13 protein-coding genes are annotated in these 12,339 nt (G+C 67.9%); 9 read left to right on the forward strand and 4 right to left on the reverse strand.

What is annotated here, in order from left to right; genetic code table 11:
* Nucleotides 1–30: 30 nt before the first annotated feature.
* The 4 genes from DDE10_RS09595 (at nt 31) to DDE10_RS09610 (ending at nt 3,729) form a co-directional block, all read left to right on the forward strand.
* The gene (locus DDE10_RS09595; RefSeq protein WP_284734553.1) at nt 31–1,530 is read left to right on the forward strand and encodes a phospholipase D-like domain-containing protein; all 1,500 of its coding nucleotides are present in this window, start codon (nt 31–33) and stop codon (nt 1,528–1,530) included.
* Between the two features lie 275 nt (nt 1,531–1,805).
* On the forward strand, nt 1,806–2,270 hold the full coding sequence (gene soxR, locus DDE10_RS09600) for a redox-sensitive transcriptional activator SoxR (RefSeq protein ID WP_114952537.1): 465 nt from the start codon (nt 1,806–1,808) through the stop codon (nt 2,268–2,270).
* Nucleotides 2,271–2,357: 87 nt separating this feature from the next.
* A complete protein-coding gene (locus DDE10_RS09605) occupies nt 2,358–2,936 on the forward strand; it encodes a YqaA family protein (protein WP_114952538.1) in 579 nt (192 codons plus the stop codon).
* Between the two features lie 13 nt (nt 2,937–2,949).
* Complete coding sequence (locus DDE10_RS09610; RefSeq protein WP_114952539.1) at nt 2,950–3,729, forward strand: transglutaminase-like domain-containing protein; 780 nt, start codon at nt 2,950–2,952, stop codon at nt 3,727–3,729.
* A gap of 80 nt (nt 3,730–3,809) precedes the next feature.
* Here the strand turns inward: DDE10_RS09610 and DDE10_RS09615 are convergent, their stop codons facing one another.
* Complete coding sequence (locus tag DDE10_RS09615; protein ID WP_114952540.1) at nt 3,810–4,397, reverse strand: outer membrane protein; 588 nt, start codon at nt 4,395–4,397, stop codon at nt 3,810–3,812.
* Between the two features lie 268 nt (nt 4,398–4,665).
* Nucleotides 4,666–4,995 carry a hypothetical protein gene (locus DDE10_RS09620; RefSeq protein ID WP_114952541.1) on the reverse strand — a complete coding sequence of 110 codons (330 nt, stop codon included), beginning with the start codon at nt 4,993–4,995 and terminating at the stop codon, nt 4,666–4,668.
* A 479-nt stretch (nt 4,996–5,474) separates the two neighbouring features.
* On the opposite strand from DDE10_RS09620, the gene DDE10_RS09625 reads away from it, so the two are divergent.
* From DDE10_RS09625 to DDE10_RS09635, 3 genes are all read left to right on the forward strand, one after another.
* Nucleotides 5,475–6,617, forward strand: a complete 1,143-nt coding sequence (locus tag DDE10_RS09625; RefSeq protein WP_114952542.1) for an OmpA family protein — start codon at nt 5,475–5,477, stop codon at nt 6,615–6,617.
* A gap of 167 nt (nt 6,618–6,784) precedes the next feature.
* Nucleotides 6,785–8,149: a UDP-glucose dehydrogenase family protein gene (locus DDE10_RS09630; protein ID WP_114952543.1), complete on the forward strand. Its 1,365-nt coding sequence runs from the start codon at nt 6,785–6,787 to the stop codon at nt 8,147–8,149.
* Between the two features lie 17 nt (nt 8,150–8,166).
* A complete protein-coding gene (locus DDE10_RS09635; RefSeq protein WP_114952544.1) occupies nt 8,167–8,697 on the forward strand; it encodes a superoxide dismutase family protein in 531 nt (176 codons plus the stop codon).
* 23 nt (nt 8,698–8,720) lie between these two features.
* Here the strand turns inward: DDE10_RS09635 and DDE10_RS09640 are convergent, their stop codons facing one another.
* Nucleotides 8,721–10,337: a spinster family MFS transporter gene (locus DDE10_RS09640; RefSeq protein WP_284734554.1), complete on the reverse strand. Its 1,617-nt coding sequence runs from the start codon at nt 10,335–10,337 to the stop codon at nt 8,721–8,723.
* Between the two features lie 68 nt (nt 10,338–10,405).
* On the opposite strand from DDE10_RS09640, the gene DDE10_RS09645 reads away from it, so the two are divergent.
* Together DDE10_RS09645 and DDE10_RS09650 are read left to right on the forward strand one after the other, a co-directional pair.
* A complete protein-coding gene (locus DDE10_RS09645; protein ID WP_114952546.1) occupies nt 10,406–10,873 on the forward strand; it encodes a low molecular weight protein-tyrosine-phosphatase in 468 nt (155 codons plus the stop codon).
* Nucleotides 10,870–11,682, forward strand: coding sequence for a fructosamine kinase family protein (locus tag DDE10_RS09650; RefSeq protein ID WP_114952547.1), 813 nt, complete (start codon nt 10,870–10,872; stop codon nt 11,680–11,682). Before DDE10_RS09645 ends, DDE10_RS09650 begins: the two co-directional genes overlap by 4 nt.
* A gap of 25 nt (nt 11,683–11,707) precedes the next feature.
* Here the strand turns inward: DDE10_RS09650 and thpR are convergent, their stop codons facing one another.
* Complete coding sequence (gene thpR, locus DDE10_RS09655) at nt 11,708–12,241, reverse strand: RNA 2',3'-cyclic phosphodiesterase (protein WP_114952548.1); 534 nt, start codon at nt 12,239–12,241, stop codon at nt 11,708–11,710.
* Nucleotides 12,242–12,339 lie beyond the last annotated feature (98 nt).

Below are 12,339 nucleotides of genomic sequence, written 5' to 3' on the forward strand. Positions count from 1 at the left end.
ACCTTTGCCGGTTTGAGGGGTTCAGCGGGCGTGTCGGATGCCTCTCATGAGGGCGAGACCGGGCTGCCGGTCCTGAGCCCGCCCCGCAATTGCTGGCGGATCGAACGGACGGACCGTGCGGCCCTGATCGTCGATGCCGCCGATTATTTTCGCCTCGCCCGCGCAGCGATGCTGCGGGCGCGGTCGCAGATCCTGCTCATCGGCTGGGATTTCGACACGCGCCTTCAGCTCGTCGACAAGGACGAGGGTGTCGGCGCACCGATCCATCTCGGCCCCCTGCTGTCCTGGCTGGCGAGCAAGCGGCCCTACCTCTCAATCCATATTCTCGCGTGGGACGGCAAGATGTACAGCTTCCTCGGCCGAGGAACCACGCTGCTGCGCCTCGCCGAGTGGAAGCTGCTCAAGCGCAACATCCACTTCAAGCTCGACGGCAAGCACCCGCTCGAGGGCTGCCATCATCACAAGATTCTCGTCATCGACGACCGCTTCGCCTGCGCCGGCGGAATCGACATGACCGGATCGCGCTGGGACACGCGCGCGCACCGCGACGACGAGCCGGGACGCAAGCGGCCGACCACGGGGCGGCATTACGGACCGTGGCACGACGCGACCATGGCGGTGGACGGAGATGCGGCCAAGGCCTTGGGCGAACTGGGCCGTCGGCGCTGGCAACTGGCCGCGGGCCAGCGGCTTTCCGCGCCGGACGCCCAGACCCATCCGTGGCCGGACGACCTGGAGGCGCAGTTCCGCGACGTTCATATCGGAATCGCCCGCACGTGCGGCGAGACGGACGAGGTCGAGGAGGTTCGCGAGATCGAGGCGCTGTTCATCGACATGATCCACGCCGCGCGCCGCTTCGTCTACATCGAGTCGCAATATTTCGCCTCCCGCGCCGTCACCGAGGCGATCGCGGCCAGACTGGCCGAACCGGAGCCGCCGGAGTTCGTCGTCATCAACCCATGCAGTGCCGATGGCTGGCTGGAGGAGGCCGTGATGGGCGCCGCCCGTGCCGATCTGCTCAAGGCCGTGCGCGAGGCCGACCATGAAGGGCGCTTCCGGATCTACACGCCGGTCACCGAGGGCCGGCGAGACATCTACGTCCACGCGAAGATCATGGTTGTCGACGACCGCCTGATCCGGGTCGGTTCCGCCAACCTCAACAATCGATCGATGGGCCTCGACAGCGAGTGCGACCTGGTGATCGGCGATGCGCCGGCGGAGGCGATTGCGGCCGTTCGCAGGGACCTGATCGCCGAGCATCTCGGCGTAACCGCGGACGAGCTCATGCGCGCGGAGGCGCAGACCGGGTCGATCATTGCCGCGATCGAGCGGCTGCGCGGGGAGGGGCGCAGCCTCGTCCCATTCGATCCGTCCGATTATTCCGAGGCGTCGAAGGCGCTGGCGCGGAGCGAGGTGGCGGACCCGGAAAGCGCGTCGGAGCCGATCGAGCCCCTGGCGCAGCGCAAGCTGCTGCGAGGATTGCGCAACGCTGCTCGCCGCGGCGCCCGGCGGCGACGCCGGCACGCCTGACCGGCCGCTCAGCCGGCTGGCCTCGGACGGCGACGGCTCCCAAATCCCGGCAGCCAGGACGCAATGCCCGGCCTGGCCAGGACGGATTGGCGCCCGCGCTCTGGAGGGCCCTCCGTCGCATCCTCCGCCGAGGGCGGCATGCCGGTCCAGAAGCGGCGGCGGGGACAGCGATCGGTTCCAATCTGGTCGAACAGCGGCTCGTTCAAGGCTCGTCTCCGGCTTGGAAAGGCGGGGCGCTTCGTCTATGCGACCTCAACCAAAGTTGAGGTCAAGCCATGATTTTCGGGTCGACGGGCAAGCCGGTCGTGTCGCTTTCGGTGGGCGAGGTTGCCCGGCGCAGCGGCGTGGCGGTCTCGACGCTCCATTTCTACGAGCGCAAGGGACTGATCTCGGGTTGGCGATCCTCGGGCAATCAGCGGCGTTACGAGCGGGCCACGCTGCGGCGGATCGCCATCATCAAGGTCTCCCAGCAGCTCGGCATCAGCCTCGCCGAGATCAAGGCGCGGCTGGCGGCCCTGCCCGGCGATCGCACGCCGGGCAAGGCCGACTGGGCCCGCATCGCGGCCGACTGGCGTGCCGATCTCGACCGGCGGATCGGCCAGCTGGAGAAGCTGCGCGACAATCTCGACGGCTGCATCGGCTGTGGCTGCCTTTCGGTCGAGGCCTGTCCCCTGCGCAATCCGGCCGACCGCGCCGCAGCGGAGGGCGCGGGACCGCGCTACCTCGAGCCGCGGCGGTGACCAAGCCGATCGGACCCGGCGCGCAAAGCATCTGGTCCGCCCCTCGAGGCCCCGCTATGGCCGCAGGCGAGCTGTTGGGGCCTTTCAATGTTTCGTGCGCTTTACGACTGGACGCTGCGGCTGGCGGGGCATCGCCACGCGACCCGATCTCTGGCTGTCGTCTCCTTCTGCGAGAGCAGCTTCTTTCCGATACCGCCGGACGTGATGCTCGTCCCGATGGTGCTGGCGCGCCGGGATCGGGCCTATATGATCGCCACGGTCTGCACCGTCGCTTCGGTGGCCGGAGCCATCTTCGGCTATGCGATCGGCTATTTCCTGTTCGACACGGTCGGCCAGTGGGTGATCGACGTCTACCATTTGGGGTCCCGCATGGAGGACCTCAAAGCCCTGTACGACGAATGGGGCGACATAGTGATCCTGGTTGCAGGCGTCACTCCGATCCCGTTCAAGCTCGTCACGATCGCCAGCGGCTTCTTTCAGTTCAACTTCTTCCTGTTCGTCATCCTCGCGGCGCTCGCCCGCGGCGCGCGCTTCTTCGCCGTCGCCTGGCTGTTGAAGCGCTACGGAGCGCCGATGCAGGCTTTCATCGAGCAGCGCCTGACCCTGATCGGCTGGGCCTTCCTCGCGGCGCTTGTCGGCGGCTTCGCCCTGATCGCCCTGATCTGAGCGGAGGAAGAAAATGCGCCTCAGGATCGATGCGAGGCTGGACTATCATTTCGCGGCCCCCGCCGATGTGCTGCTGGCGATCGAGGCGGCCCAGCTGCCCGACCAGCGGCTGGTCGAGGATCTGCTGACCGTCGATGGGGTCGGGCCGCTCCGGCCGATCGCCGGCGGCGACGGCGTGGGCCGGCGGACCTGGATGCTGGCCGAGGGCCGGTTTCTCGCCGTCTACGGCGCCGAGGTCGAGATCTTGCGCGCCCGCCCGGCACTGGAGGGGCTCCCGGCGGTGGCGCGGCGCCAGCTGCCGGCGGAGGCGATCCCCTATCTCTGGCCGAGCCGCTATTGCGAATCTGATCGGTTCGAGGGGTTCGTCGCCGGCGAGTTTGGCGGCCTCGAGGGCGGCGGCGCCGTCGCCGCGATGGCCGAATGGATTCACGGCAAACTCGTCTACCAGCCGGGGGCCAGCGATTCGACCACGACCGCGGTCGATACCTTCGTCTCGCGCTGCGGCGTCTGCCGCGATTACGCCCATCTCCTCGCCGCCTTCGCCCGTGCCGCCGGTATTCCGGCGCGGCTGGTCTCCGCTTATGGCTGGGGCGTGGATCCGCCGGACTTTCACGCGCTGGTGGAGGTCTGGCTCGGCGGGGACTGGCAGCTCGTCGACCCCAGCCGCCTCGCCGATCTGGACGGAGTGGTTCGGGTCTGCGTCGGGCGCGACGCCACCGACATCGCCTTCATGACGAGCTTCGGATTTGCCGATCTGCGATCGCAGAGCGTCGAGGTCCAGCGGATCGACTGAACCTGGCGGCGGAGGACCGCTGAGGCAAAAAAATGCCCCGGCCCGAAGGCCGGGGCATGACTCCTTCGACCGTGAAGGCCTCAGAAGCGGAAGCCGAGCGTCGCCACCGCCTGGTGACGCGAGAAGTCGGCTTCGTAGTTGGAGTAGCGATACTCGCCGCCGACATAGGCGTTGCCGCCGAGGGCGAACTGGGCGCCGATGCCGCCACGAATGCCGTCGCCATTGGCGGAATCACGCTCCGTCACGCCGGAATCGGTCACGCGCGCGCTGATGCGAGCGTTGGTGTAGCCGGCCTTGAGGTAGATGTTGGTCCGCGGCGAAACCGCGAAGGTCACGCGGCCGCCGGCATAGAGGTCCCGGCCAACGGAGATTTCGGCGCTGTCGGCACCGTCGACGAGCTCGAGGTCGGCGCTCGATTCCGTGGCTTCGACGTCGATCCCGATCGAGGCGCTTTGGCCGATCGCGAAATCATAGCCGGCGCCGATGCCGAAGACGATGCCGTCGCTGTTCACGTCGTCGTCGAGACCAAACGCGTCGAAATCGACGGATGCGCGATCCCAGCCCACCAGAGCCTCGACGCGGGCGCCACTGACGGCGGCGGCGGAGGCTGGCGTGGCGAGACCGGCGAATGCGACTCCGGCGACAAGAATGGCAGCAAACTTCTTCATTTTTCTTCCTTTTGTTCACACGATTGTGACGGGCGCTCCCCTAGCGGGGGCCGCGCGCCCCTGTCACGGCGGTTTGTGGACCGGTCTGGTAGAGAATCAGTCGCTGTGGTATATCAGTCACACACCTCGCCCATCTGAACGGACGATGAGCCAGGTTGCCGCCGCTCGATGCCGGCGGCGCGAGCAAGGAATAGGCCGTGGGCCGGTGGGCGGCCGCGGCGACGGAGGCTCAGCCGGCCGGAACGACCGGGCATTGCGAAGCGCGGGGTCAGCCTTCGGGCTGCATCGCCATCTCGAAGCGCTCGCGGAAGTTCGTCCGAGCCTCCTCGATCTCGTCGCGGGCAGCCTGTTCGGCATCGCCGCGGCTGGCGCGCATCGACGTCTCGCGGCGGATCACGGCTTCCCGGAACGCCGCTTCCTGCGCAGAACATTGCTGCGGAAAGGCGGTCTGGAACGCCTCGGCGGTGGATTGGCCGTTGAGACTCTGGTCGACATAGGCACGAAGGCAGCCGGTGAAGGCCTCGCGCGCGGCCCGGGTCGTGTCGGAGGCCTGACCTGCGTAGGCGGCCAATATCAGAGCGAGCGCAGATGCAATCATGTCGGCACCTCATCCGTCTGTTTTTGTAGAGAAACAATGAGACAGCTTTGGCCGAAAGGGAAGCGGTTTCATCCGGCGGCGACGCTCCCCGCCAGCCTCGAATTCCTGCGCCGGCCGCGCCGGCCTACGGCGGCGCAGCAGAGGATCGCGCTGCTGACGGGTCCCGCCCCGGGCGGAATCGCTTGCGATCAAGCGTTTGCAATTACACAAGAAACTAGCCTGCACGCGCGCGCGAGAGGGGGTCATGTGCGGCTAAATTGCAACAGTTCCCTGCTGATCGCGCTTGCTCGCTGTTGCGGTGCAACCTAAGAGGAGGTGCGGTCGTTTCTGGCCCAGCCTGCTAATCTGCCGTCCACGTTCTCTCTGAACTGCGGCTTTTCAGCAACAGGTCAGGGGCTAAGCGTGCTTGCACGTAAACTCCGCTTACCGTAAGGAGTTCGCGTCGTTCCCGCTTGGGACGCAGAAGAAAGGGGAAGATTATGCGGAAGCTCGCCATTGTAGTGGCGCTGTCATCCACCGTGCTCGCCACGCCGGCACTTGCGCGCAATGGCGCCTGGTACGTCGGCGGCGATTTCGGTGCGATGATCGTTGAAGATGTCGGATTCGACTACGGCCTGTCGCCGACGACGCCGAGCCAGGATGACTCGCAGATCGTGCTCAACCACGATTACGGCTTCGATGGCGCTCTGTTCGTCGGATACGATCTCGGCATGTTCCGTCTCGAGGCGGAAGTCGCCTACAAGCGGGCTCGCGTCGACGACATCGAGACCGTTGTCGGCCTTCCCGGCGATGCGGCACCCGGTGCTGCCTTCCTCGGCACCATTCGTGAAGCCGGCGGCGGTCGCACCAGCGCGCTCAGCTTCATGGTCAACGGCATGCTCGACTTCGGCGACGATGACGGCGTGTCCGGCTTCGTCGGCGGTGGCGTCGGTGTCGCCCGTGTCGACTACAACAACGTTCGCGCGTTCGAGAACCAGGGCGCGGTGGTCGACGATTCCGACACCCGCTTCGCATGGCAGATCGTCGCCGGCGTCCGCCAGGCGATCACCGACAATATCGACGTGACGCTGCGCTATCGCTTCTTCAACGTCGACAATGTCAACACGGTTGACTTCCGCGGCTTCGAGTCCGAATCGCGGTTCCGGTCGCACAGCTTGCTCGGCGGCATCACCTTCAACTTCGGCGCTCCGGAGCCGCCGCCCCCGCCGCCTCCGCCGCCGGCCCCGCCGCCTCCGCCCCCGCCGCCTCCGCCGCCGCCTCCGCCGCCGGTGTGTGCGCCTGGGCCGTACATCGTGTTCTTCGACTGGGATCGGTCGGAAGTCACGCCTCAGGCTGCGGCGATCCTCGACAACGCGGCTGCGCAGTATCAGCAGTGCGGTCAGGCCCGCGTCGTCATTGCCGGCCACGCCGACCGTTCGGGTCCGGCCGACTACAACGTCGGTCTGTCCCAGCGCCGCGCCGACTCGGCCCGGTCCTACCTGGCCGGCCGCGGTGTTCCGGACGGCGTCATGACCACGGAAGCGTTCGGCGAGAGCCGGCCGCTGGTCGAGACCGCCGACGGTGTCCGCGAGCCGCAGAACCGGCGCGTGGAAATCACCTTCGGTCCCGGCTCCGGCTGGTAAGAAGGGGTCCCGCCGCCACGGCGGCGGGCACTCGCGACAAAATTGGGAGCCGGCCTTCGGGCCGGCTCCTTTTTGTTTGGCGCCGGTGCGCGCCGGGCCTACTCCGCGCTGTTCGCGCCATCGGCGCTTTGCTAACGGGGCGCCGATCCAGCTTTCGAGGAGACGCAATGAATATCGCTATCATCGGGACCGGCTATGTCGGGCTGGTCTCAGGCGCCTGCTTTTCCGATTTCGGCCATCGAGTGGTCTGCGTCGACAAGGATTCGGCCAAGATCGAGGCGCTGCAGCGCGGGGTGATGCCGATCTACGAGCCGGGACTGGACCGCCTCGTCGCGCGCAATGTCGAAGGCGGGCGACTGAGCTTCACTACCAACCTGGCGGAAGCCGTCGACGGCGCCGATGCCATCTTCATCGCGGTCGGAACGCCGTCCCGCCGGGGAGACGGCCACGCCGACCTCAGCTACGTCCACTCAGCCGCACGTGAGATCGCCGAATCGCTGACGGGTCCTGCCGTGATCGTCACCAAGTCCACGGTCCCCGTCGGCACCGGGGACGAGGTCGAGCGAATTCTCCGTGAGGCTGCGCCCGACGTCAAGACGTGGGTCGTCTCCAATCCTGAATTCCTGCGCGAAGGCGCGGCCATCGAGGATTTCAAGCATCCCGACCGGATCGTCGTCGGCGCGGAGCAGGAACCGGCGGTCGAAGTGATGCGCGAGGTCTATCGCCCGCTCTATCTCAACAAGGCGCCGCTCCTCTTCACCTCGCGGCGCACGGCCGAACTGATCAAATATGCGGCCAATGCGTTCCTGGCGACCAAGATCACCTTCATCAACGAGATTGCCGATCTGTGCGAGGCGGTCGGCGCCGACGTCCAGGACGTGTCCCGCGGCATAGGCCTCGACGGCCGGATCGGGTCAAAATTCCTTCACGCCGGCCCGGGCTATGGCGGCTCCTGCTTTCCGAAGGACACACTGGCCCTGCTCAAGACGGCCGAGGACCACCAGGCGCCGCTGCGCATCGTCGAGGCGGTGGTGCAGGTCAACGAGACACGCAAGCGGGCGATGGGACGCAAGGTCATCAGGGCGCTCGGGGACGAGGCTCGCGGCAAGACGGTGGCCCTGCTGGGCCTGACCTTCAAGCCGAACACCGACGACATGCGCGACGCGCCGTCGCTGCGCATCGTGCAGGCGCTGGAAGATGCCGGCGTGACGGTGCGCGGCTACGACCCCGAAGGGACGGAGCAGGCGCGTCCGCTCATGCCCAATGTCGAGCTGCACACCGATCCTTATGCTGCGGCGCGGGGTGCCGACGCGGTCGTGCTCGTCACCGAATGGGACGTGCTTCGCGCTCTTGACCTGAAGCGCCTCGCGGCCAGCATGGCCACCCCTGTGCTCGTCGATCTGCGCAACGTCTATCCTCCGGAGGACGTCAAGGCAGCCGGTCTCGCCTGGCATGGCGTCGGCAAGCCGGCGCAGCCCGCAGCGGTTCCGGTCGAGCCCGCAACCCGCGCGCTCGAGACAAGTGCCTCCTGACGGAAGGAAGTCTGCCCATGTCGAGAAGCCTCTTGGCCGGTCTGACGCTGCTGAGTCTTGCCGCCTGTGCGACGGACGGGTCGACCGGATCGGCTCCGATGGCGGGCGAGGCCCGCGCGGATCTGCGCAATGCGGCCGGCAACGTCGTGGCTTCGGCGACGGCGACGTCGTCGGGTGACCGCGTCCGGATCCGGCTGGTCGCGGCCGGCCTTCCGGCCGGAACCTTCGGCGCTCACGTCCACGCCGTCGGCCGCTGCGATCCTCCCGGCTTCGAAAGCGCGGGTCCGCACTGGAATCCGACCGGCCGCCAGCATGGCAGCCAGAATCCGCAAGGCCCCCATCATGGCGACTTGCCGAACCTGCAGGTCGGGACCGATGGCGCCGGCACGCTCGAATACAGCCTTGCGGCCGCCAGCCTGCGCGGTGGTCCGGCGCCGTTGTTCGACGGCGACGGCGCCGCCATCGTCGTCCATGCCGGTCCGGACGATTATCGTACCGATCCGAGCGGGAATAGCGGCGCCAGGATCGCCTGCGGCGTCTTCGAATGAGCTGAGCGCGATCCTGCGGCCGGTCAGATCGGCTCGCCGGCGGCGCGCGCCCGCTCGACGCGGGTCGCCTCGAGCTCCCCCACATGACGACTGCCGATCCACAGGCCGACCAGGGTGAGTGGCGGCATCAGGTAAAGGGCGGCGATACCGGTCGCGAGACTTCCGGTCAGCACCGACATCTTCCCTGCAAAATAAGGGCCGAGCGCGAGACCGACCATCGTGGTGCCCAATATGTAGGTCGCCCCGGCCGTCGCGCGCATCCGCGGCAGAACGAGGTCCTGCAGGGTCGCCACCGCGGCGCCCACCCAGGCCGAGGCGAGCATGTGGGCCACGGGATTGATCCAATAGAAGGCAGCGAGGCTGTCGGTCGTCAGCAAGAACGCCATGAGCGGGATCGGCAGGACGACGGAGAGCATATTCACGAAGAGCCGCCCGCGAGGGTCGCGCTGGCGCCACAGGTCAGAAAGATAGCCGCCGACTATGACTCCTACGGCCGCCGAAAAAGCCGCCGACCAGCCGAGGATGAGCCCGATTTCCTCCTTGGCCGTCATGCCCGAGAGGAACCGAGCCGGCTCGAGCGCGCTGCCGTAGAAGCGCTGCTCGACATAAGGCGGGATCCAGAAGCTGGAGGCATAAGTGACGAAGGAAATGCTGCCGAAGGCGACGGCGAGCAGGACGACGACCGGCGAGCCCCAGATCAGCCGATAGGCGGGAGCGTCGCGGTGCCTCAGCGACTGCACCCAGGAGAAGACGGCATAGACGCCAAGGCCGTAGGCCGCCCATTGCGGCCAATCCCCGGTGAGCAAAGCGAGACCGCAGGCGACGGCGACGACGAGCAGAAGTGCGACCAAGTTCACCTTCAGCGCCCCGGGGATCCTGGCGACGTTGAACAGGGTCAGCGGCGGCAGGATCGCGGCGAGCTCGCGGCCGAAGTCGCGCCAGGCATTCGGCCGCACCACCGGCTGGGGGAGGCCGTCCGACGCGCCGCGCTGCGGCTCGCGCAAGGTCAGTACCCACAGGGCCAGCAGCAGGCCGGGCAGGCCGACCGCGAGGAAGGCGGCCTGCCAGCCGGCAAGTCCGAGCGGCGCCGCCGCCGGATCCGGATAGGCGGCGGTCCAACGGCTGACCACGAAGCCGCCGATCGGCAGGCTGATCGCGCCGCCGACATAGAGGCCGCTCGAGTAAATGGACAAAGCGGTGGCCCGCCGCTCCTTCGGGAAATGGTCCGAGATCATCGAATAGGCGGCCGGGGAGGCGCTCGCTTCGCCGATGCCGACACCGATCCGGGCCGCGGCGAGGACGCCGAAGCTGTTGGCGAAGCCCGACAGGGCCGTCATCGACGACCAAAGGGCCAGTCCCATCGCCATCAGTCGGCCGCGATACCAGCTGTCGGCGAGGCGCCCGAGCGGGATTCCGAACAGAGCGTAGAAGACGGCGAAGGCGGTGCCGTAGAGGAAGCCGATCTGGGCGTCGGAGACGCCGAGGTCGCGCTTGATGTCCCCGACCAGGATCGACAGGATCTGCCGATCGATGAAGTTGATGATGTAGACGAGGACGAGGACGAACAGCGCGTACCAGGCGTAGGCACCGATGCGTGGCCTAGCCGCCGCCGGTGCGGGTTCGACGGCGACCTCTGCCATACACCCTCTCATTGTGCTTCTGTTTCCCTCTGGCTAGCAGAGGAGCGGCCGGTAGCAACAGGACAAAGATGACGATCGCGATTCTCTTCGTCTGCCTCGGCAACATCTGCCGCTCGCCGCTGGCCGAAGCGGCGCTGCGCGCCGAAGCCGAGCGCCGCGGTCTCGACATCGAGGTCGATTCCGCCGGCACCGGCGACTGGCATGTCGGCCATCCGCCCGATCCCCGGGCTCGGGCCGTGGCCGGGCGCAACGGCGTCGACATCTCGCATCTGCGGGCTCGGCAGGTGACGGGAGAGGATTTCCACCGCTTCGATCATATCGTCGCGCTGGACCGGGAGAATTTCGCCGGACTCGAGGCGATGCGGCCCGCCGGCGCCCGGGCGCGACTGTCGCTGCTCCTCGACCATGTGCCGGGGCGCGAGGGGGAAGCCGTGGCCGATCCCTATCATGGCGACGACAGCCACTTCGATGCCAGCTGGGCCGACGTCACGGCCGGCGCTGCCGGGCTTGCACGCCGCCTGAGCGAGGGCCGTTGACCGCCTTCGCCGGACGCGTCGCCGATCTGCTCGGCCTGTCGGAAGAGGCGGGGCTGGAGCGCCTGGCCGGCGGCGATCTCTCCGAGGTGCTGCTGATACGCCGCCCGGATGGACATCTCAGCGTCGCCAAAGGCGGGCCGGCCGTCGGCACCGAAGCCTCGATGCTGCGGGCGCTGCGCGACGCCGGCGCGCGCGTGCCGACGGTCGAAGGCGAACATTCGGGCGTCCTGCTGCTCGAGCATGTCGCGGGCGACGGGCTGTTCACCCCGCGGGCCTGGGCCGATATGGGCGAACAGCTGGCGCGGCTGCACGCAGTCCGCGGCGACGATTACGGATGGCCCGTCAATTATGCGCTCGGCACGGTCCAGCTGGACAACCGCCCACGGTCCGACTGGCCGGGCTTCTGGGGGGAGCAGCGGCTCGCCGCGGTCGCCGCGATGCTGGATCGGCCCTGGCGGGAGCGGGTCGGCCGCGTCGTCTCCGGGCTGGACCGATCGCTGCCGCAGCGCCCGCCGCCATCACTGCTGCATGGCGATCTGTGGTCGGGCAACATCATCGTTCGCGAGGGCACCCTTGCCGCCTTCCTGGATCCCGCCTGCTATCATGGCGACGCCGAGGTCGACCTCGCCATGCTGACCTTGTTCGACGCGCCTCCGGACAGCTTCTGGGAAGCTTATGGTCCGCTCGAGCCCGACTGGCCGGCCAGGCGGCCGGTCTACCAGCTGTTCCCGGCTCTGGTTCATCTTCGCCTGTTCGGCGACGGCTATGCGAAGCTGACCGACCGCCTGCTCGGCGCGCTCGACGCCTGAGCCCCGCCGCGGCGGGCACGACGGTTCAGTCGAGCGCATAACGCTCGACCACCGAATAGACCGCGCCTTCGAGCGTCAGCTGGCTTTCGAAAAGCGAGAAATGGGCGACGGTGAAGGGTGGGCTGGCGAGGCCGCCGGCGCCTTCGACGAGGCCGCGGATCGAACCGGAAGTCCGCTTGAGCCGCGCCAGGGTGACGTGGGGCGAATAGGCGCGCGATTCCGGCGGCAGGCCGATCCGGACCATCGCCTGGTCGACCTTGTTGTGGAGCGTCCGCAACGGCACCGACGGCGCGACGCCGGCCCAGACCGTTTCGGGCCGCCCGCGGCGGCCGAACGTGCCCAGTCCGTCGATCGCGATGTCGAAGCGGGGATGGTGGATCGACCCCAAGGCGGCGACAACGTCGCCGCCCCGATGACGGTCGACGTCGCCGACGAAACGCAGCGTCAGATGAAGCTGGTCTTCGGTCTGCCAGCGCGCGCCGCTGATCCCGCCCATCGCGGCGAGGAGAAGCTTCCGGACGGGGGCCGGGGGTCGGATGGCCACGAAGAGCCGGTGCATGGCGGCGCGCTAGCAGAATAAGTGCCGAGAATCATGTTCCGCGCCCGCGTCCGGTTTCGCTTGAAAGACAGGCCCATTCTCACGATATTGGGCCCATC

The sequence above is a fragment of the Sphingosinicella terrae genome (genome assembly GCF_003347635.1).
Lineage (GTDB): Bacteria > Pseudomonadota > Alphaproteobacteria > Sphingomonadales > Sphingomonadaceae > Allosphingosinicella > Allosphingosinicella terrae.